Annotated in this window: 17 protein-coding genes and 1 tRNA gene; 1 reads left to right on the plus strand and 17 read right to left on the minus strand. The window is 60.3% G+C overall.

Features of this window, described 5'->3' with window-relative positions:
• A partial coding sequence (locus tag DW850_RS09245) for a HipA domain-containing protein (RefSeq protein ID WP_147349613.1) occupies nucleotides 1-798 on the plus strand: 798 nt, incomplete at its 5' end.
• Between the two features lie 127 nt (nucleotides 799-925).
• Here the strand turns inward: DW850_RS09245 and DW850_RS09250 are convergent.
• From DW850_RS09250 to asnB, 17 genes are all read right to left on the minus strand, one after another.
• The gene (locus DW850_RS09250; RefSeq protein ID WP_117786894.1) at nucleotides 926-2,383 is read right to left on the minus strand and encodes an aminoacyl-histidine dipeptidase; all 1,458 of its coding nucleotides are present in this window, start codon (nucleotides 2,381-2,383) and stop codon (nucleotides 926-928) included.
• A 325-nt stretch (nucleotides 2,384-2,708) separates the two neighbouring features.
• Nucleotides 2,709-5,351, minus strand: coding sequence for an ATP-dependent Clp protease ATP-binding subunit (locus tag DW850_RS09255; protein ID WP_117786895.1), 2,643 nt, complete (start codon nucleotides 5,349-5,351; stop codon nucleotides 2,709-2,711).
• Between the two features lie 185 nt (nucleotides 5,352-5,536).
• Nucleotides 5,537-6,130, minus strand: a complete 594-nt coding sequence (locus DW850_RS09260; protein ID WP_117786896.1) for a DUF2798 domain-containing protein — start codon at nucleotides 6,128-6,130, stop codon at nucleotides 5,537-5,539.
• Between the two features lie 313 nt (nucleotides 6,131-6,443).
• The gene (locus tag DW850_RS09265; protein ID WP_199575672.1) at nucleotides 6,444-8,012 is read right to left on the minus strand and encodes a threonine/serine exporter ThrE family protein; all 1,569 of its coding nucleotides are present in this window, start codon (nucleotides 8,010-8,012) and stop codon (nucleotides 6,444-6,446) included.
• Nucleotides 8,013-8,360: 348 nt separating this feature from the next.
• Nucleotides 8,361-10,325 carry a lysine--tRNA ligase gene (gene lysS / locus DW850_RS09270; protein ID WP_117786897.1) on the minus strand — a complete coding sequence of 655 codons (1,965 nt, stop codon included), beginning with the start codon at nucleotides 10,323-10,325 and terminating at the stop codon, nucleotides 8,361-8,363.
• Between the two features lie 79 nt (nucleotides 10,326-10,404).
• Entirely contained in the window at nucleotides 10,405-10,875 is a 471-nt protein-coding gene (greA, locus tag DW850_RS09275; RefSeq protein ID WP_006234960.1) for a transcription elongation factor GreA, read from the minus strand.
• Between the two features lie 106 nt (nucleotides 10,876-10,981).
• Entirely contained in the window at nucleotides 10,982-11,257 is a 276-nt protein-coding gene (tatA, locus tag DW850_RS09280) for a twin-arginine translocase TatA/TatE family subunit (RefSeq protein WP_022094895.1), read from the minus strand.
• Between the two features lie 112 nt (nucleotides 11,258-11,369).
• Nucleotides 11,370-11,446 (minus strand) — tRNA-Pro (locus DW850_RS09285).
• A 37-nt stretch (nucleotides 11,447-11,483) separates the two neighbouring features.
• A complete protein-coding gene (gene ispE, locus DW850_RS09290) occupies nucleotides 11,484-12,392 on the minus strand; it encodes a 4-(cytidine 5'-diphospho)-2-C-methyl-D-erythritol kinase (protein ID WP_233540659.1) in 909 nt (302 codons plus the stop codon).
• 2 nt (nucleotides 12,393-12,394) lie between these two features.
• Nucleotides 12,395-12,691 carry a Veg family protein gene (locus DW850_RS09295; RefSeq protein ID WP_006234957.1) on the minus strand — a complete coding sequence of 99 codons (297 nt, stop codon included), beginning with the start codon at nucleotides 12,689-12,691 and terminating at the stop codon, nucleotides 12,395-12,397.
• A 182-nt stretch (nucleotides 12,692-12,873) separates the two neighbouring features.
• On the minus strand, nucleotides 12,874-13,320 hold the full coding sequence (gene dtd / locus DW850_RS09300) for a D-aminoacyl-tRNA deacylase (RefSeq protein ID WP_040358996.1): 447 nt from the start codon (nucleotides 13,318-13,320) through the stop codon (nucleotides 12,874-12,876).
• Between the two features lie 3 nt (nucleotides 13,321-13,323).
• Complete coding sequence (gene rdgB, locus DW850_RS09305; protein ID WP_117775889.1) at nucleotides 13,324-13,965, minus strand: RdgB/HAM1 family non-canonical purine NTP pyrophosphatase; 642 nt, start codon at nucleotides 13,963-13,965, stop codon at nucleotides 13,324-13,326.
• A 143-nt stretch (nucleotides 13,966-14,108) separates the two neighbouring features.
• Nucleotides 14,109-14,834: a ribonuclease PH gene (gene rph, locus DW850_RS09310; protein ID WP_117775890.1), complete on the minus strand. Its 726-nt coding sequence runs from the start codon at nucleotides 14,832-14,834 to the stop codon at nucleotides 14,109-14,111.
• Between the two features lie 55 nt (nucleotides 14,835-14,889).
• The gene (gene murI / locus DW850_RS09315; protein WP_117635959.1) at nucleotides 14,890-15,774 is read right to left on the minus strand and encodes a glutamate racemase; all 885 of its coding nucleotides are present in this window, start codon (nucleotides 15,772-15,774) and stop codon (nucleotides 14,890-14,892) included.
• A gap of 51 nt (nucleotides 15,775-15,825) precedes the next feature.
• Nucleotides 15,826-16,737, minus strand: coding sequence for an HAD family hydrolase (locus DW850_RS09320; RefSeq protein ID WP_117786898.1), 912 nt, complete (start codon nucleotides 16,735-16,737; stop codon nucleotides 15,826-15,828).
• A 107-nt stretch (nucleotides 16,738-16,844) separates the two neighbouring features.
• Nucleotides 16,845-18,407 carry a Mur ligase family protein gene (locus DW850_RS09325; protein WP_117786899.1) on the minus strand — a complete coding sequence of 521 codons (1,563 nt, stop codon included), beginning with the start codon at nucleotides 18,405-18,407 and terminating at the stop codon, nucleotides 16,845-16,847.
• A gap of 112 nt (nucleotides 18,408-18,519) precedes the next feature.
• On the minus strand, nucleotides 18,520-20,400 hold the full coding sequence (gene asnB, locus DW850_RS09330; RefSeq protein ID WP_117563808.1) for an asparagine synthase (glutamine-hydrolyzing): 1,881 nt from the start codon (nucleotides 20,398-20,400) through the stop codon (nucleotides 18,520-18,522).
• Nucleotides 20,401-20,552: the final 152 nt, after the last annotated feature.

Below are 20,552 nucleotides of genomic sequence, written 5' to 3' on the forward strand. Positions count from 1 at the left end.
GTTGCGTTGAGATTGAAAATCAACCTCAAAAATGGCGTTAACGGATTTAAACTCGAGGCTCTCAATGAGTTTGTCTGCATGAAAAGCGCCCAGCGAGCCGGTATCGCAACGGCAAACGTCGAATATCGTATGTTTGAGGACGAACCTACCCTCATTGTTGAGCGCTATGACCGCGTGAAAGTCGAAGACGGAACGATCAGGCGCCTACATCAAGAAGACCTCTGTCAGGCACTTGGGGTGATGCCCGCCCAAAAGTACACGGCAGACGGCGGCCCGACCACACGCGACATTCAAGAGCTCCTCGTAACTACGAGCCACCATCAACTTAACCTGCATCTGTTTACGCAGATACTGTTCTTCAACGCCATTATCGGCGCACCGGATGCGCATGCGAAAAACTATTCCCTGCTCCTTGGAAACGACGGCGCAGCCATGATGGCTCGAATGTACGATGTCGCATCGGGCTTGGCGTATGAGAGCATGCGACGTCGGGCACGCCTTGCTATGAGCGTTGGCGGCGAAAATCGTGTGGGGCGCATCGGTCCAGGTGCTATCCGCCGATACCACGGTATGGGCGACCCCGCGCTGGAGACGGCGCTCACCGATGCCGGGCTATCCGAGAAGTTTTGCTTTGCGACCATGATGGACCTCGCCTACGAGGTACCCATTTGCATGGAAGAGGTCATGGACGAATACGCCGACCTGCCCGGCATGGCGGACCTGCGCGATCATATGCTCGGCCCCGTCCGCGAAAACTGCCAGCGAACCCTCGACCTCATCAGGGCGGATATGGGCTAGACGCCAATCAATTTCCCATTTCTTAAAAGAAGAGAGGGGACACCTGTCGCAAAAGACCGGGTACCCCCTCTCGTAATGTCATTTGCAATCCGCTGGCACGCGGCTCGGACTGCTGCTAGCGCAACCTTTACGCAGCGAGGCGCTTGAGGACGTCGATGAGCAGCTCGTAGAAGCGCTCGGCAGAAGCGAGCTCCATGCTCTCGTCCGGGGTATGGACATCGGAGAGCGTCGGGCCCACGGCGATGGCGTCCAGGCCGTGCAGGGCTTCGGCGAACAGGCCGCACTCAAGGCCGGCGTGAATGGACTCGATGCGCAACTCGGAGCCAAAGAGCTCGCGATAGCTCTCGACAAAGACGTCGCGGACCGGCGAATGCTCGGCATAGCTCCAGCCGGGATACTCGAACTCAAACTTGGCGTCGAAGCCCAGGACATCGGCAAGCGTCTGCAAACGATCCTTGAACTCGTTCTGCAGCGAGGTGATCGAAGAGCGCGGGGACAGCATGATCTTGACCTCGTCGTCAGAAGTGGCAACCACACCGATGTTGGAGGAAACCTCGACGGAGCCGTCGGTGGCGACATTGCGGCGAATCACGCCGTTAGGGGCAAGACGCAGGGCGCGGATAAGGGCAAGCGCGGACTTCTGGTCCATGGCCTCGACCTCGGCGTCGTCGGCAATCTCGACGGTGCAGGTAAAGCCGGGGTCGAAGACCTCGAGCTCGGCAGCGACGTCGGCGATGATGCCCTTTGCGATCTGGGCCGCGGCCTCGGCGGCAGCGTGGTCGGCGTAGACCAGAACAGCCTTGCATTCACGGTTGATGGCGTTGTCCTTGGTGCCGCCGTTAAAGCTAACGATGGCGGGCTCGCCGGCGACCATCAGGCGGTCGATGATGCGGGCCATGATGAGGTTGCCGTTGCCGCGCTCCAGGTGGATATCGCTGCCGGAGTGACCGCCCAGCAGGCCGGAGATGTCGAGCGTGAGGGTGCTACCGGTCTTGTGCTCGCGCACGATCGGGCAGGTGTAGGTAACGACGACGCCGCCGGCGCAGCTGACGGTGGCAACGCCCTCTTCCTCGGAGTCAAGGTTAATCATGGTGCGGGCGCTAATCTGGGACTTGTCGAGCGTCTCGGCGCCGACCAGGCCAGTCTCCTCGTCGGTGGTGAATACGCACTCGAGGGCGGGGTGAACGATCGAATCGTCATCGAGAACAGTGAGCATCAGAGCGACGGCGATACCGTTGTCGGCACCCAGGGTGGTACCGTTGGCGGTGAGGACGCCGTCCTTGACGACCAGGTCGATACCATCGGTCATAAAGTCGTGCTCAACGGAGCCCAACTTGTCGCACACCATATCGATGTGGCCCTGCAGCATCACGGTCGGGGCATTCTCGGCACCGGCAGATGCGGGCTTGCGAATGATGACGTTGTAGACCTCGTCCTGATACACATCGAGGCCGCGCTCCTTGGCAAACGCGACCAGGAAATCGCTGATGCCCTTCTCGTTGCCAGACCCACGGGGAATCGCGCTGACCTCCTCAAAGAAATGGAACAGCTGGGCGGGCTCATAGCCGGTGATCTTGTAGTCCATGGTGCCTCCTTGGCGCAACTGGTAAGACAGTAAGATATGCGACTTGTATATTCCCAGACTTTGCGTGCATAAACCAGTCGAAAACGCCGAGCGCCCTTGCATCATCGGCTAACGGCGGGGAAACGCCACTTTATTAAGATAAAGCAGGCTAGACGGGCCGTGCAGAGGGAACGTTGGACCCCCCAACCAACCTCAGCGCTTGATCAACGTTTATGCATACGCCATTGGTATGTTTAATGAGATTTACTTTGAACGAAGGGGCCTTTTCAACAGAAAAAGGGCGCTCCTTTGGAACGCCCTCGTGGACACAAGGTTTTGTTACGCCCTACAGCGCACCAGAGCCGGCTTGCATCATGCCACCGGGGCCCGAGCTCACGCCACTGCTCACAGGCGCGGCGTTTCCGGTGTGCGGCGCCGCCGGAGCGGTATCGCCACCGAGCGTGCCCGCCGGACGCGGTGCCGGGATCTCGCCCGTGCCGTGGCTAAAGACAAACTTGCCATCGGCCACGTCGCACAGGACGGTATCGCCCTCGCCCCACTCGCCGGCCAGAAGCTCCTCGGACAGCGGGTCCTCGATGAGCTTTTGAATAGCACGACGCAGCGGACGTGCGCCATTGGTAAGATCGGTACCCTCGGCCACAATCTTGTCGTAGGCCGCATCGGTGAGCTTGATGTTCATGCCGTTTGCGATCAGGCGCTGGCGCAGATCGTCCACCAGCAGGTGCGCGATCTTGGTGAGATTCTCGCCCGAGAGCTTCTGGAACACCACAATGTCGTCGATACGGTTGAGCAGCTCGGGGCGGAACAGGCGCTTGAGCTCGCCCATCGCGCGGCCCTTGATTTCACTCGACGTGAGACCCTGCTCGCCGGTGGTGCCAAAGCCAACGCTCGCATCCTGTGCGATCTCGCGGGCGCCCACGTTGGACGTCATGATGATCACGGTGTTGCGGAAGTCGATCGTCTTGCCCTGGCTATCGGTCAGGCGGCCCTCCTCCAGCACCTGCAGCAGGATGTTGAAGATGTCGGGGTGCGCCTTCTCGATCTCGTCGAACAGCACGACCGAATACGGGTGACGACGAACGGCCTTGGTAAGCTGACCGCCCTCGTCGTGACCCACGTAACCCGGAGGGCTACCGATGAGCTTGGAGACCTCGAACTCGCTGCCGAACTCCGACATGTCGAAGCTGATGAGCGCGTCCTTGCTGCCAAAGAGGTACTCGGCGAGCGTCTTGGCGAGCTCGGTCTTGCCTGTGCCGGTGGGGCCCAGGAAGATAAAGCTGCCGCCGGGGCGACGCGGGTCCTTGAGCGGCGAACGGCTGCGGCGCACGGCCTTGGCGACGGCCTCGACTGCCTCGTCCTGACCGATGATGCGCGTCTTGAGCACGCTTTCGGTCTGCAGCAGGCGCCGGCTCTCGCTCTCGGTGAGCGAGGAAACCGGCACGCCAGAGGTCACGGACACGATGTCGGCAATCTGACTCACGTCGATGGTGAGCGGGCTGGCGTCGAGCTCGGCGGTCCAGGCGGCCTTGGCTTCGGCGAGTTCAATCTCGGCGGCCTTCTGCTGCTCGGTGATCTCGGCGGCCTTGTTCATGTCATCGCTCTCGGTGGCCTCCTGCGCGGCGGCCTTGAGCTCCTCTATACGATGCTCGGCCTCGCGCACCGGCTCGGGCGCGCGGTTGGCGGCGATGCGAGCGCGGGCGCCGGCCTCGTCGATGAGGTCGATGGCCTTATCGGGCAGGAAGCGATCCTGAATGTAGCGGTTGGAAAGGTTCGCGGCGGCCTCGATAGCACCCTGCGTATAGCGCACATGGTGGTGCTCCTCGTAGCGCGGCTTGAGCGCGGTCAGGATCTTGACCGTGTCCTCGACGCTCGGCTCCTCGACATCGATGGTCTGGAAGCGACGCTCGAAGGCCGGGTCCTTGGTGAGGTACTTGCGGAATTCCTCGGCCGTGGTGGCGCCGATAATCTGGAAGGCACCGCGCGCGAGTACGGGCTTGAGCATGGAGCTTGCATCGATGGAGCCCTCGGCAGAACCGGCACCGATGATGGTATGCATCTCGTCGATAAACAGGATGACGTCGTCCGCTTCGGTGGCCTCCTGGATCACGTTCTTGAGGCGCTCCTCAAACTCGCCGCGATACTTGGCACCCGCCACGAGACCCGGCAGGTCGAGCGTCCAGATATTCTGGTTCATGAGGTTCTCGGGCACGTTGCCGGCGGCGATCTGTTGGGCCAGACCCTCGACGATGGCCGTCTTGCCCACGCCGGGATCGCCCAGGATGAGCGGGTTGTTCTTGGTGCGGCGCGAAAGGATCTCCATCATACGCTGGACTTCCTTTTCGCGACCAATCACGGGGTCGAGCTCACCGTCGCGGGCCTTTTGCGTGAGGTTGGTCGCGAACTGCTTAAGCGTATCGGTACCACTCCCCTTTTGCTGAGAGGCATCCGAGCCGCTAAAGAACGGCAGGCCCGCACCGGGACGACCAGCACCGGCACCGGCGAGCGGACGCTTCTTGTCCTGGTCCTTGGCGGTGAGTTTCTCGATAGCCTTTTTGATGGAGGCGGACGACACGCCCAGGCGCATGAGGATGTCCATGGCCATGCCGTTGCCCTCTTCGACGATGCCGATCAGCAAGTGCTCGGTCGACACGTAGGTCTGGTTGTTCTCACGCGCCACGCGGAATGAACGCTCCATCACGCTAATGACGAGCGGCGTAAAGGCGAGCTTGGCCGCCTCGGTCTCCTCACTGGGCTCGGGAACCGTGGTCTGGACCTCTTTGAGCGTGTCCATGATGTCATCGTAGGAGATGTCGAGCGAACGCAGCGCCTCGGCGGCAATGCCCTCGTCCTCCTTGGCGAGTGCGAGCAGCAGGTGCTCGGTACCCACCTTATTTGAGTGAAGATCGAGCGCTTCTTGCTTGGCCATGGACATGACCTTACGCGCGCGATCGGTAAAACGGTCTAACATGCTAGTTCCTCTTAGACGAGCTAGTTTTTCAAACGCAAAGCGCCACTCGTGGCGGCGCTTTGGTCTCTTTACCCATATGGAGTATATGTTAACCGTTGGGACCTTTCCTGCCCGTAGCCGCTCGACAACGTCTACAAAAAAGGAATTGCTCGGGTCCGTTTGGCGGTTTGGTTTTGAGCTGCTGTCTAGCAGGCGGGCTCGACACCCATGTCCTCGGCAACGTCATTGACAGCATCAGCAGCGGGAGCACCCGGCATGCGCACGAGCTCCATATGCTGCTCTTCGAAGACGGTTCCCATGGGAAAGGCGCGGCGGAAGACAAAGCGAGCAACCGGACCGGCCACCAGCAGGTTCCAGGGCAGGGCCATGATAAAGTTGCGCGGAATGTTAACGAGCCACATCATCGGCAGTGCCTGCAGGTTTGCGAGCGGGCCGCCGGGCATGTGGAACAGGCCCTCGCACGCACCGTAGAGCGACATGATGATGACCATAGGGACGACCATGCAGAAGCTGACGGCGAGCGCCATGGCAAGCGGCGAGCTCTTGCCCGGCGTGACCAGGAATTTAAAGGCGAAACCCTTGGCAAGGGGGCTGGCAACAAACCAGTCGCAGCACATGGCAAAAACGTAGGCAACGGGGAAGCCGAGCCACGCGGCGGCAACAACCTCGCCGTTGATGGCCCCATGCTGCAGGGCAACGTTGTAGATGCTCATCCAGAGCACCATGCAAAAGCACATGATAAAGGTGAACAGCAGGCTCTCTCGTTTGTTGATAGGCATAAAGGGCAGATTCCTCTCTGTGTTGTGCCGCGGCACCACGCAACAAAAACGGGCGGGCAAGATGGAGCTGTTGGGACTTCATCTCGCCCGCCCGTGGTACGTGCGTCTGCGACTACTTATGTGGTGAAACCAGCCTAGCACGAAAACCCCGCGCTTCGTAAGCGTTGAGTTTATGAAGATGCAGGGCACCAATAATCCCCCGACCCCATAAGTTGCGGTGGAATACGGACTGTTTTGACCCTTTAAGCAGCAATTCAGTCCCTATTTCACCGCAACTCATTTGGTGCAAAGTAACCTGTCCCCCTTGCACCAATTAGCTGGTGTGGCGCCAGCGAGGGTCGGTGAGCGTACGCGCCACACCCAGGCCAACGGGCAAAAACGCCACGATGAGCACTGCACGCACAAACCAGCCGAGCATATTGACCGTGTCGAAGGTGCACATGTAATACATCGAGCGATACAGATACAAGCCCGGCACCATAATGACAATCGATGGCACCGTGAGGGCGATACGTGGGTAGGTGAGCTTGATTTCGGCTAAGCTCGCGAGCAGCCCCGATACCAGCGCGCCAATAAACGCTGCCGCCTCGGGAGGCATACCTACGCTCAGGCCCAGGAAGGGAAACAGCGTCGGCGCATCGACAAGGGTCAGACGCAAGGTATTGGACACGGCGCCGATCAGCCCAGCTGCCGTGGCCATCTTTACCGGGCTGTTGAACATCACTGAGAAGCCGAATACGCCAACGAAGCTCATTAGCACGCGCAAGAGCGTAAGGGCAAGCGGCGAAAGGCCGAGCGACGCAAAGTCGTCCGGCGCCAGGCCAACACACTCGGCAACCATCCAACCTACGAGCGTCGCCATCACAATAATCGACACAGCATACGAAAGACGCTCAATGCCGCTTCGCATGTCGAGCTTAGCGATGTCGAGACCTGCCGTAATGAGAGGAAAGCCGGGGATCACAAAGAGCATGGCGCCGATATAGCCTTCTTGGTGCGACATTGCCCCCGGTATGACCTGGCCAAGACCGAGCAATGCCAGCAGATACGAGACGCAAGCGAGTGCAACGCCGATCGTCAGCGCGCTAAACTGGCCAAGGCCCTGCTTAAGAATATGGGAGCGAGCAAAGTTACCGACACCAGCGCCCACAAATGCACAGACCATCTCGATAGGACCGCCGCCGAGCAAAAAGACGAAGGCGCCGCAAGCACAGGCCGCCGCAAGGCCCTGTTGCCAGGAAGTGTAATCAGGTTTTGAACTCTCAACGGTCTTGAGCATCTCGTGATACTCATGCACCGTAAAACGACGGCCATATGTCTCGATTTCCTTAAGGAAGCTCTCCATCATCCAAATGCGATGGGTATTGACGCCCGTTGTGGGCAAGCTGACGACTTCGTTAAAGCAGTGACCATCTTCAATACAAGTACACTCAAACGACAGGAGACTTAAGTCAACGTGGATGGTGACACCGAGCACGGCGGCGACGCGATTCATGGTATCGCGTACACGCCAGGCACCCGTTCCGCTCGCGAGCATAAGCATGCCGGTGCGGCAAATGATGGATGATTTGTCGATAAGTGGCGCATCGACGGCAAGCTCATCGCCTGCCGTCACGATCTGGCGCCAGTCAGTTTTCATATGGAGCGCGCCGGCACGGACACCGTGGTGCAAAGAAATTCTCGAAAGCAGCGAGTCGGGGCGCGAAGGCTGTGGGGGTTCCGTCGATTCATTCTCAACCTCATCAGCCCCTTCACCCACTAGGTCAAATGAGTCAAGCGATGCCGGCTCGCGACGGTCGATCAGCTCCTCGTCCTCATCATCAAAGTAATTAAACTGATCGAGCATGTCCTCTTCGATCGCGCGCTCGCTCGCATCGTCCATCCCGATGCTCCCTTCCTATCGACTAACCCCCATCCTAGGCAGCGACGGCTAAAGGAAACATAAAAGAGACGGCTGTCGGGCACGGGAGACGCAAAATCGTCAATGCGCCGGTGCGGTCGTTGGGTAGTCATTGGGGACGTTCTTGAATGACTAGTCGTTTAAGAACGTCCCCAATGACTACATCGATGTGTTGGCAACGTCAGCGAGCGGGTCGCATTTGTGACAAGGTGACGTGAAACGAAAGGGCGCTGACCTCCTGGTCGCGCCCTTGAAGTTGAACGTCAGATTGTCCAAATGCGGCCCGCGCAGCGTCGAGCCGTTACGCGGTTCGTAGAACCGCGTAACTAGTTAGTACATCTTTGCGCCGGCGGGGATGGAAGCGTCGAGCTGGATCAGGTTGAGACGCTCCTCGCCCTCCTCCTCGTGGATGGCGCTGATGAGCATACCGCAGCTGGGGATGCCCATCATCTTGCGCGGAGGCAGGTTGGTGATGGCGAGCAGGGTCTTGCCGACCAGGTCCTCGGGCTCGTAATAATCGTGAATGCCGGAGAGGATGGTGCGGTCGGTGCCGGTGCCGTCATCGAGCGTAAAGTTCAGCAGCTTCTTGGACTTCTTGACGGCCTCGCATGCCTTAACCTTCACGGCGCGGAAGTCGCTCTTGGAGAAGATATCAAAGTCGACGAACTCCTCAAACAGCGGCTCGACGGCAATCTTGGAATAATCAACCGTGGGCTTGAGCGGCTTGACGAAGGGGCTCGCGGTGTTGCCGGCCTCGGCAGCTTTGGCAGCAGCGGCACCGGACTGGAAACCCTTCTCGGGCTTCATGTGCGGGAACAGCAGCACGTCGCGGATGGAAGCCTGGTTGGTGAGCAGCATGACCACGCGGTCGATACCGATGCCGATGCCACCCGCGGGAGGCATACCGTACTCGAGGGCACGCACGTAATCCTCGTCGTACTCCATGGCCTCATCGTCGCCGCCGGCCTTCTCGGCCATCTGGGCAGCGAAGCGCTCGGCCTGGTCGACCGGGTCGTTGAGCTCGGAGAACGCGTTGGCGTACTCGTGACCGGCGATGACCAGCTCAAAGCGATGGGTCAGGCGCGGATCATCCTCAAAGCGCTTGGCAAGCGGGCTAACCTCGATGGGGTAATCGCACACGAAGGTGGGGTTGACGATGGTGTCCTCGCCCAGCTCGTCATAGATCTCGGCGATGATCTTGCCGGCGGTCCACTCGGGCTTGATCTCCAGGCCCTTCTCGCGTGCGGCGGCAGCAAGCTCCTCAACCGGCGTGTCGATGGTGACCTGCTTGCCGAGCACGTCGGAGACGATATCGGTCATGGAACGGCTTGCCCACTCACCAGAAAGGTCGATGGTCTGGCCCTGGTACTCAATAACCTCGGGGTTGCCGATAGCCTTGTTAGCGGCCTTAATGACACCCTGGGCGAGCGCCTTCATGCCCTCGAGATCGGAGAAGGCGCGGTAGGCCTCCATCGTGGTGAACTCGGGGTTGTGGGTAAGGTCCATACCCTCGTTGCGGAAGATGCGGCCGATCTCGAAAACACGCTCAAAGCCGCCGACGATGCAGCGCTTGAGGTGCAGCTCGGTGGCGATACGCAGATAGCACTCCTGATCGAGCGCGTTGAAGTGCGTGATGAACGGCTTGGCAGTAGCTCCGCCCTGGATGGTCTGCAGGATAGGAGTCTCAACCTCCATGTAGCCATCGGACTCCATAAAGCGGCGGAACGTGGAGAGGATCTGTGAGCGCTTGCGGAAGGTCTCGCGAACGTCGTCGTTGGCGATCAGGTCGACATAACGCTGACGATAGCGGGTCTCCTTGTCGGAGAGACCGTGGAACTTCTCGGGCAGCGGGCGAACGGCCTTGGACAGCAGCGTCGCGCTCTTGGGGGCAACGGAAAGCTGGCCACGCTTGGTGCGCACGACTACGCCGGTCACGCCCAGGATATCGCCCAGGTCGAGGGCCTTGAGCGTATTCCAGGCGGCCTCGTCCATATCGTTGATGCGGCAGAACAGCTGGATCTCGCCGGTCGCGTCGCGCACGACGATGAACATGATCTTGCCCTGACCGCGCTTGGCGACCACACGGCCGCCGATCTTCACGACGTCCTCGGTGTCCTCGCCATCGGTGAGCTCGGCGTACTTAGTCTCGATGTCGACGACGTAGTCCTCAATCTCGGAGTGCTCGGGATAGGGGTTCTGGCCCGCCTCGAACAGGGCGGCGCGCTTGGCCAGGCGGGTGGCGCGCTCGTCGTTGAGCGTCGATGCCTGATCGGCGGCGTTCTGGTTCTCTGCCATAAGTTAGCTCCTCAAATTAAAACGCTCCCCAGGATTCGGTCCCAGGGAGCGAAAACATACCTTTACGCGGGACCGTGGTCTAGCGTGCGATCTTGGCGATGGTGTAGACGCGAGTCTTGCCGGAAGGCGTAACGACCTCGACGGAGTCGCCCTCGCCGTGACCGATGATGGCATGGCCGACCGGAGACTCGTTGGAGATCTTGTGCTCGAGCGAGTTGGTCTCGGTGGTACCGACGAGCGTGACTTCCATGACCTCACCGTTGGGATCGATCAGAGAAACGGTGGAACCGATGGAGACGGTCAGATCGCCCGTGGTGGCAGCAACCTGAGCGTTGGCGAGGATGGCCTGAATCTCGGCAATGCGAGCAGCATTCTGGGCCTGCTTGTCCTTAGCGGCGTCGTACTCGGAGTTCTCCGAAAGGTCGCCGAACGCGCGGGCTTCCTTGATGTCCTCGACGATCTCCTTGGCGTAATCGCCCTCACGCCAAGCGAGCTCCTCGACGAGCTTCTGGCGGCCCTCAGCGGTCAGTACGATCTGGCTTGCGTCCATACGGATATCTCCCCAACTCTGATCAAACAATCAACTGTCAACAAAACGAAAAAGACCGGCTAGCCTGCGGGCAAGCCGGTCAGGTGCTCACCCCAAAGGGATGGGACTACTCTGCGTCCGCGTCGCTGTCCTCTGCCTGCTTCTTCTTGGCAGCAGCGAGCTTGGCCTCGAGCTCAGCGATCTCCTTGTCCTCCTCGGACTGCTCGACCACGACCTCCTCGGCCTGCTTGGTCTCGGCCTTATCGTCGCCCTCCATACCCTCACGGATATTCTTGACGGTAGAGCCGAGGGACTTGCCGAGCTTCGGCAGGTTCTTGGGCCCGAAGATAATCAGGACAACGACGAGAATAATGATGAGCTCAGGAGCCCTCAGTCCAAACATGTAGACCTCCACAATACAGCGAGACAAGCTCGAATGAGTATACCGCGGGTATCGCGGTATCACAACAATAGCTAAAAAAAGGGACCGCAAGAAGCGGTCCCTCCTCATGCTCTGGTCGGGTTGACTGGATTTGAACCAGCGACCCCTGCGTCCCGAACGCAGTGCTCTACCAAACTGAGCCACAACCCGTTAGCTCGACTATAGTAACAAAGATTTTCGCCGCGTGCTAGATAAATTTTTGTTTCTTTGGCGCTTCAATGCGAACCGTGTCGGAAACGAGCTCCGTTGCATAAGCCCACCAGCCGTTTTGTTGAGCCGTCGCCGCAAGATTGGCTGCCGTGGCGGCGCTATCGCAGAGAGCAAACGAGCAGGCACCCGAACCGCACACGTTTGTGGCAATGGTACCGTCCTGTGAACGAAGCCAGTCGAGCACCGTTTGAATCCGCGGCTCCATCTGCGCGGAAATGACACCCAGGTTGTTGTGGACGAGCGCGTAGGCCGCCTCTGCGTCTCCCGAGCGAAGGGCAGATGCGATCGCTCCGGGCTTGTCCGCAGGCGCTGGGGTCTCGTCAAAACGTCGATAGGCTTCAATTGTTGAAACGCTTGCCTCGCGCGGCTTAACCAGCACGACGGGTGTCGCGGGAAGTGCGGGGTACTCGGTTGCCAGCACGTCTCCCCCACCCACGTAAAATGCAGGGCTGGCATGCAAAAAGAAGGGAACGTCAGCGCCAATGCCCCGTGCAATGTCGTCGAGCGCGGGGTCGGTGCGATCAATTCCCCAGAGCTCCGCCAAGGCAACAATGACCGCGGCCGCATCCGTCGAGGGGCCGCCCAAGCCGGCGCACAATGGAATGCGCTTCTCAATCGTCACGCAGATGTTTGCCTCGCGACCATAATGCTCGGCCATAGCAGCGGCTGCACGATACGCCGTATTCTTTTGCATGGGAAAGTCGGATGTCGGAATCGTCTGGACGGTCAGCGCCTGTGCCGGCGTAACCGTCACGGTATCGACAAGACCGACGGCTGCCATCAGGGAATCGACCTTATGGTAGCCGCGGTCGTCACGCTCGGTATGAACCCCCAGATAGAGGTTGATCTTTGCCGGCGCGGAAAGGGTCAGGGACCAATCGGTCACCGCTAGTGCTCCTCGAGCTGATTGCCGAGCGGGGTAAAAATGTGCTCGCCGCTCTCGGGGTCGAACAGCTCGACCTGGCCGGTGAGAACATCAATATACTGGTAGGACTGACGCGACTTGCGGCCACGGCGCTCGTCGACCTCGACGATAAAGACTGCCGGATGGACGCTCTTGATGGTGCCCATGCGCTCGACGACGCGGGTGCGGCCCATGTTGGCCTTCACCTTAACGCGATCGCCCACCATATCGGTCAGCTTCTCGTGGATGTCGTCGACGTGATTGACTTCCATCTCTTCCATGAACAGGGCCTCCAGAAGATGCAATTCAAAAAGGGGATAATACCCCTAAGATAGACAAAACTCTAATACTATAGCACCCTGCTGCCGCCATACGCAAGTAGCTAAATAAACCCCGTCCAAATACGTACCAGACGACAACCTCGCATGACCAGTTGTTACGCGGTTTGGTAAAACCGCGTAACCTAAAGACTATCGGTGTCCAAGACGATGGTGAATGGGCCGTCGTTGACCAAGTCGACTTTCATATCGGCGCCAAAGATGCCGTGCGCCACGTGTTCGACATCTTGACGAACGAGCGTCAGGAAGTACTCGTAGAGCTCGTTGGCAACATCGGGGGCGCCTGCATCGGTAAACGACGGACGGCGGCCGTGGCGGCAGTCGGCGAACAGCGTGAACTGTGACACCACGAGAACCTCGCCGTCGACATCGGCAAGTGCCAGGTTGGTCTTGCCGTTCTCGTCCTCGTTAATACGCAAGCCGCGGAGCTTGCCCCACAGCTTATCAGCCTCGGCGCGCGTGTCGCCGTGGCCCACGCCCAACAGCACCAGATAGCCGCGCCCAATTTTGCCCACGCACTCGCCGTCGACTGTCACGCCGGCATTGAGTACGCGCTGCACCACCGCACGCACGGCTTACTCCTCGCCCGTCAGTTTGGCGGATAGGTGCTCGAGCGCATGGAATCGATGGCTGATGGCGTTCTTCTCGTCCGCCGTGAGCTCGGCCATAGTCTTGCCCGGCGTATCGACCGGCAGGAACAGCGGGTCGTAGCCAAAGCCGTGATCGCCGCGACCCTCGTGCGCGATAACGCCCTCGCAGGCGCCCTCGCCATAGGTGACCAGGCCGTCCGTATCGATGAGCGCGACGACGCTCATAAAGCGCGCAGTGCGGTCCTCGTCGGCCACGCCCTCCAGATTCACGAGCAGCTTGGCGTTGTTGGCGGTATCGTCGCCGTGAACGCCCGCGTAGCGCGCGCTATACACACCGGGCTCACCGTCCAGTGCGTCGACGACCAGGCCCGAATCGTCGGCAATGGCCATGAGCCCCGTCTCTTCGACGGCAGCCTGCGCCTTGATGATGGCGTTCTCCAAAAACGTCGTGCCGTTTTCCTCGGGGTCCTCAAAATCGCCCAGCTGGCCGAGCGCCACAAAGCGAACCTCGGGCATGACCTTGCCCAAAATGGCCTCGATCTCGGTGAGCTTATGGGCGTTGCCCGTTGCCACGACGATGGTCGCCGCCGGGTCGAGGGTGTCGATGTCGATCTTCTCAAGTGCCATGAGTGGTCTCCTTGTCTCTATAGCAATGCCGCGCCGAGGGCGACGAGGGCCTCCGCCTCTCCCCTCTCAATCAACGGCAGTCTTATACTTCGACGTTTTCCCAGATAAAACCTGCCAAAATAAACCTGTCCCTTTTTGGCAGGTTAGGCGATGGCTTGGCGCTGAAGCTCGATGAGCTCGGCGATGCCTTTGTCGCCCAAGTCGAGCAGGGCGTTGAGGCGCTTACGGTCAAAGGGCGCCTGCTCGCCAGTGCCCTGGAGCTCGATCATCTCACCGGTGTCGGTGGCGACGAGGTTCATGTCGACTTCGGCATGGCTGTCCTCGGAATAATCGAGGTCAAGCAGCGTATTGCCGTCGACAACGCCCATGGAGATTGCAGCCACCTGGCCGGTAAGCGGGATGCGCTCGATCTTGCCCGCCTCGACCCACATGGCGAGGGCGTCGTGCAGCGCCACCCAGGCGCCGGTGATGCTCGCTGTACGCGTGCCGCCATCGGCCTGAATCACATCGCAGTCGACGGTGACGGTGTACTCGCCGAGCGCCTTCATGTTGACGACGGTACGCAGGCTGCGGCCAATGAGGCGCTCGATCTCCATGGAGCGACCCTTGCGGTTGGCGTGCTCGCGCTTGCAGCGCTTGCCGGTCGACGCCGGCAGCATGGCATACTCTGCGGTTACCCAGCCGGCCTTAGCTCCCTTTCGCCAGCCCGGCACGCCCTCCTCGATTGTGGCGGCGCACAACACGCGCGTGTCACCGAACTCGGCAAAACACGAGCCGTGGGCGTGCTTCATGACGCCACGGGTGAGCTTGACGGGGCGCAGTTCATTGGCGGCACGGCCGTTGGCGCGGTTGACCTGCATGTACTCCATAGAAATATCCTTTCGGCAGAAGAAGAGGGCAAGTCTTTGGACGGTAACCCTACATCTATTTCAGTTCGTCGATATCAATATGTTCGATGCTCTTGAGCGGCTGGCCAAAGATAAAGCTACCCGCCACCGCAAACTCGGCAATGTTATCGGCCGTCGTCGCAAAGCGATGCTGAGGCTCGGCAGCGTCGCCCGCCAGCTGCTCGCGGCGCGTGAGGATATCGGTCAGCTCGCGCGTAGTCTCCTCGGCGGAACTCACCACACGCACCCCGGGCCCCAGCGCATGGCGAATAGGCCCCACGAGCAGCGGAAAGTGCGTACAGCCGAGCACCACGGTATCGATTCCGCGATCGCGCAGCGGCTCAACCGTTGCGCCGACCAGCGCTCGCACGGCTGGCGTATCGAAGATGTCCTCGTTCTCGAGCCACTGCTCTTGCAGATGCGCGCCCGAGGCGAGCTCGTGTTCGACAACCTCGACAAAGCTCGAGGCAGGACAACCGTATACATCGACGCCGGCATCTAGATCCTGAATGGCGCGCGTGTAGGCGCCCGAGCGAATGGTGAGGTTGGTGGCGAGCACGCCCACGCGACGCGAACGGGTGCTGTTGATTGCCGCACGGGCACCCGGCGCGATCACGCCGATCACGGGAACGTCGAGCACCTGCTGGGCCAGACGCAAGGCCGCAGCTGTCGCCGTGTTGCAGGCGATGACCATAATCTTGACGTCGTGCTTCGACAGCCAACGGCCCGCCTGCAACGCAAACGAGCGCACCTCATCCTCGGTGCGCGTGCCGTAGGGGCAGCGTTTGGTGTCGCCGAAGTAGTAGACGGACTCGTGCGGCAGCACCGTCGCGATGGCGCGCGCAACCGTCAGACCGCCCAAACCAGAATCGAACACGCCAATCGGGCGCGTGTCGCCTGTCGGATTCTCGATATCGGACATTACCTCACCAGTCTCTCTCGAAAAGACATGTCCAAGTGCGGCGACGCCGCGCTACGAACGCGCCGCGACCAGCAGCTCTGCCGTCGCCGCCCAACCGTCGACAATTTTGCCGCGCGTAACGAAAGCGTTCTCGCAAGCAGCCAGGAACTCGGGCGCGCCGGCGCTCGTCAGGCCATTCTCGACCAGGCAGAACGTGCCCACGTGATCGGCCATGTAGAAGTCGGACTCGGAATCGCCGAGCGCGAGCGTTTCCTCGCGCTCGATCCCCAGGTGCTCGCAGAAGCGCGCGATGGCAACGCCCTTGTTGAGGCCGGCGGGATTGATGTTAAACGCGCGACCGTCCTCGACGCGATCGAGCTCGAGCGTCGTCGGCTTGGACAGATGCGTCAGGTGACCGTTACAGGCCCACACCAGGCCGCAGCCGGCCTCGTCGAGGATGGCCTGCGCCTCGTCATCGGGGATGTCGCCGCGCATGCCGACGGTGACCTCGCGGTACTTGTAGCCGGTCGACATGTCGTTGTGATACTCGACCTTGTGCGGCCAGCGGGCGAGGATCTTCTCGCACACGCCGGTCTGCTCGATCACCTGGTGCGGCGTGAGACCGCAAGAGGGGTCGTAGGGCATGTCGCCGGTCAGATACTCCCAATCGTTGGCTTTGAGGTCGTACATGACCAGGCCGCCCATCTCACCGATGTAGGAGTTGAGGCCGAGCACGCGCGCATCCTCGTGGATCATGGTACGGTTGCGGCCCGAGGTGGGAACCACCTGAATACCAGCGCGGGCAAGTGCCACGACGGCCTCGACGAGTTTGGTCGAGGGGTTACCGTCGTTGTCGCGCAGCACGCACGAGCCGGGCGCGAGCATCGTGGCATCCAGGTCGGTAAAGACGTACTTGACCTTGGCCAAGCGCTCGCGCATCTCGCCCGAAAGCTCGGCAACGGTCGGCAGGGTGTTGTGGGACATGGTTACTCCGTTTACGTAGAAGGGTTTGGACTTGGACGGCATGTTTTGATTGAGGGAACACGCTTATGGCGACAGCGCACTCAGGGCGCCGCCGCCATCATGGTTCATTAGTCAAACTGGGTAACATCGATCAGGCGATTGGCCAGCGAAAGGTCGCTCTCGATGGGCACGAACTCGTCGCCCACGTGCATGAGCTCCTCGTCACCCTTTGCCAGCAGCAAGACAATGGTGGGAGCATCGGGGTTGACGTACTCCTCGCGCGCCGCCTTGAACGCCGCATGCACAGCGGCTTCGCGGTCGAGGATGATCTTGTTCGGCGTATCGTCGGGAACATGCTCGGCAAGCTCGCGACAGACCTTCATCGGGTCCTCGTGAGCCGGGTCCTCGTTGGCAAAGATCATCAGGTCGGAATATGGTGCGGCCTCGCGCGGAAGCTGCTCGCGGCGCTCCTGCGCCTTGCCGCCGGCAGCGCCAAACACTGCAATGACTGGACTAGCGGGAAACGCGCGCTTGACCGACGAGAAAAGCGAACGGAACGAAAGCTGGTTGTGCGCATAGTCAACGACGCAGATCACGCGGCCGTCCTTCGACTCCACGACCTCCATACGGCCCGGCACACGCAGTTTGGAGAGGCCCTTCTTGATAGCCTCGATACCGATGCCGATCTCGCGCGCAGCGGCGATAGCGACCAGCGCGTTTTCCACGTTAAAGTCGCCCGCGATGCCCAGCAGGACCTTCTCCCCCGCCTCGGACTCGTCGGCACACAGGCCATGCAGGTTAAACTCGATGTTAAAGCCGACCATGCGCACATCGCTCGCCCACAGGCTTGCCTCGGGATGCTCGACGCCAACGGTCACCAAGCGCTCGGCCGTCGACGCTGCCTCCAACACACGGTCAACCTCTTCGGTGCCCAGATTCACCACGGCGGTCTTTGCCTGGTCAAAGATCCTGAGTTTGCTCTCAAAATAATCCTCAAACGTGGGGTGTTCGATCGGTGAGATGTGGTCACGGCCGATGTTGAGGAAGCACGCCACGTCAAACGGCAGATTCTCGACGCGTTGGTACTTGAGCGCCTGGCTCGAGACCTCCATGACCATGGACTGGCGACCTGACGTGCGGCAGTTGGCGATATGGCGCCAGACCTCTGGGGCCTCGGGCGTAGTATTGGTGCTCTCGTAGCACTCGATACCATCGTCGGTGTTCACTGAGCCGATCATGCCGCAGGACTCGCCCGCCGCTTTGATGATGGACTGGAGCATAAAAGCGGTCGTGGTCTTTCCCTTGGTACCGGTGATACCCACGATCTTGACGTCGTGGTCGGGACGGTCGTAGACCTCCGGCGGCAACAGGGCCATGGCCGTGCGAACGCTATCAACAACCAGCATCGCAGCACCGCTCTCCTGCGCCAGCGGCTCCAGAGACTCGACCAGCGACTCCTCGCACACAAATGCGACGGCGCCCGCATCGAGCGCCATGCTCAAAAACGCGGGCTTAAAGGCAGTGCCTTTGCAAAAGAACACGTCACCCGCCGAGACCGTACGCGAATCAAACGAGCAGCCGGTCACGGCACGCTCGTCAACCTGCTCTGATGCGCGCAGCTCGCCGCACACATCGAGAAGCTTGGCAAGCGTATCGACCGTGGTCACGGTCGCGGAATCCGAATGGTGCATCTTTCACCTTTCTCAGCCATTTGGCAGGGACGGTTTTTATAGTAACTGAAACGCACCCACGCAAAAACGGCTCCCGGAGGAGCCGTTACGCGCAGGCGTTCGTAAGCCGAGGCTAGGCAGCCTGAACAGCGGGCTGGTCCTCGTCGATAAAGAAGCGCTTGTACCACACCAGGAACACGAGCGGCGTATAGATCTTGCGCTGGAAATCGCCCTTGCCCGCAAAGTGCAGATCGAGCAGGTGCATGAGCTCGTCGGTATCGAAGAACTCGCTTGCCCACGGCGCGGTGAAGTACTCCTTGACATAGTCGTACCACTTTTGCTCGCGCAGCCAGTAGACAATCGGCACCGGGAAGCCCACCTTGGGACGGGTGGCCCACTCATCGGGCAGCGACTTGTTGGCAGCGTGGCGGAGTACCTGTTTGTTGCCGTTCTCGTTGATGCGGTAGCGGTCGGGAATGTGCTCGGCGAACTCCATGACTTTGCGGTCCAGGAAGGGCACGCGCAGCTCCAGCGAGTGCGCCATGCACATCTTGTCGGCCTTGAGCAGAATGTCGCCAGGAAGCCACATGTTCATGTCCAGGTACTGCTTCTTGACCAGCTCGGGCTGACCCTTCACGCGCGCATAGATGGGAGCGGCAAGCTCGAAGGCGCCATCGCCGGTGTTGTACTCGGGCTTGAGCACGCCGTCGACCTCGCGCTCCGGCCATACCAGAGCCTGTCCCAGGAACGACTTCTCAGGGATCTCGGCACCCTTGACCAGGAAGTTATGGCCCTTGAAGTACGGCATATGCAGCGCCAGGTTACCGAGCGCGCGACGGATGGGCAGCGGCACCATCTTTTTGTACTTGCGGACTGGGACCGTGTCCTCGTAGTAGGCGTAGCCGCCAAAGAGCTCGTCGGCGCCTTCGCCCGAAAGCACGACGGTGACGTCCTTGCGGGCCATCTCGGCCAAGAACCACAGCGGCACGGAAGACAGGTTGGACTGCGGCTCGTCCATGTGATACTGGATGTCCTCGAGCGCACCGAAGAACTCGTCGGCGGTTATCATCTTGCGGACATTCTCGACGCCGAGCTTGTCAGAAAGTTCCTTGGCGTAGTTGGTCTCGTTGAAATTCTTGTAATCGAAGCCCACCGAGAAGGTCTTGTCGGGCATGAGACAAGCGGCGATATAGCTGGAGTCGACGCCGCCGGAGAGGAACGAAGCGACCTTAACATCAGCGATGCGATGGGCCTCGACGCTCTCGTGCACGACCTCGTCCAGCTCGTCGACGTACTCCTCGAACGGCTTCTCGACGGCAGAGTAATCGCAATCCCAATAGCGCTCGATGTTCATCTTGCCGGTCGGGATGTCTACGGTAAAGTAATGCGCCGGCGGCAGCTTGTAGACACCCTCGAAGAAAGTCTCCTCGGTTGCCGAATACTGCAGCGTCATGTACGGACGCAGGGCCTTTTTGTTGACCGCCTTGTGGAAGTGCGGGTAGTCCAGGAAGCTCTTGATCTCGGAGCCAAAGAGCACGCCCGGAGCGCCGTCGCCCGCATCGGCCATGGGATAGTAGTAGAGCGGCTTGATGCCAAAGATATCGCGGGCGCCAAAGAGCTTGTTCTTCTTCTTGTCCCAGATGACGAAGGCGTACATGCCGCGCAGGCGATCGAGTACGGCCTCGCCCCACTCCTCGTAGCCGTGCAGAAGGCTCTCGGTGTCGGCGCCGCAGTGGAACTTGTAGCCCTTGGCCTCGAGCTCGGAACGGAGTTCTTGGAAGTTGTAGATCTCGCCGTTGAAGACAATGACGACGCTACCGTCCTCGTTGGCCATAGGTTGGGCGCCAGCCTCGGTCAGGTCGAGGATCGACAAGCGGCGGAAGCCGAGGGCAACGCGGCCGTCGATAAACTGACCGCCCATGTCGGGACCACGATGGACGATGCGGTCCATCATCTTGGTGAGCACCTCGGATTGGTTATCCGTCCCACCGACAAAACCGACAAAACCGCACATATACTATCCCCTCTGCTGTTGCTGGGCATCAAATCGAATCAGTAGCTTTTGAGTATACCCGAGGGCGTAAAGAGGGGCGGAATGTTCAGGCAATCTCAACTGAATCAGCTCCGCTGTGACACGCGGGTTGATTTTCAATCTCAACGCAACAG

The organism is Collinsella sp. AM36-4AA (assembly GCF_003467795.1).
In the GTDB taxonomy this organism is placed as follows: domain Bacteria; phylum Actinomycetota; class Coriobacteriia; order Coriobacteriales; family Coriobacteriaceae; genus Collinsella.

Coding starts and splice junctions, on each gene's coding strand:
- DW850_RS09250 (WP_117786894.1), bottom strand. CDS start 2,383: ATGGACTACAAGATCACCGGCTATGAGCCCGCCCAGCTGTTCCATTTC.
- DW850_RS09255 (WP_117786895.1), bottom strand. CDS start 5,351: ATGTTAGACCGTTTTACCGATCGCGCGCGTAAGGTCATGTCCATGGCC.
- DW850_RS09260 (WP_117786896.1), bottom strand. CDS start 6,130: ATGCCTATCAACAAACGAGAGAGCCTGCTGTTCACCTTTATCATGTGC.
- DW850_RS09265 (WP_199575672.1), bottom strand. CDS start 8,012: ATGGACGATGCGAGCGAGCGCGCGATCGAAGAGGACATGCTCGATCAG.
- lysS (WP_117786897.1), bottom strand. CDS start 10,325: ATGGCAGAGAACCAGAACGCCGCCGATCAGGCATCGACGCTCAACGAC.
- greA (WP_006234960.1), bottom strand. CDS start 10,875: ATGGACGCAAGCCAGATCGTACTGACCGCTGAGGGCCGCCAGAAGCTC.
- tatA (WP_022094895.1), bottom strand. CDS start 11,257: ATGTTTGGACTGAGGGCTCCTGAGCTCATCATTATTCTCGTCGTTGTC.
- DW850_RS09295 (WP_006234957.1), bottom strand. CDS start 12,691: ATGGAAGAGATGGAAGTCAATCACGTCGACGACATCCACGAGAAGCTG.
- rdgB (WP_117775889.1), bottom strand. CDS start 13,965: ATGGCACTTGAGAAGATCGACATCGACACCCTCGACCCGGCGGCGACC.
- rph (WP_117775890.1), bottom strand. CDS start 14,834: ATGGAGTACATGCAGGTCAACCGCGCCAACGGCCGTGCCGCCAATGAA.
- murI (WP_117635959.1), bottom strand. CDS start 15,774: ATGTCCGATATCGAGAATCCGACAGGCGACACGCGCCCGATTGGCGTG.
- DW850_RS09320 (WP_117786898.1), bottom strand. CDS start 16,737: ATGTCCCACAACACCCTGCCGACCGTTGCCGAGCTTTCGGGCGAGATG.
- DW850_RS09325 (WP_117786899.1), bottom strand. CDS start 18,407: ATGCACCATTCGGATTCCGCGACCGTGACCACGGTCGATACGCTTGCC.
- asnB (WP_117563808.1), bottom strand. CDS start 20,400: ATGTGCGGTTTTGTCGGTTTTGTCGGTGGGACGGATAACCAATCCGAG.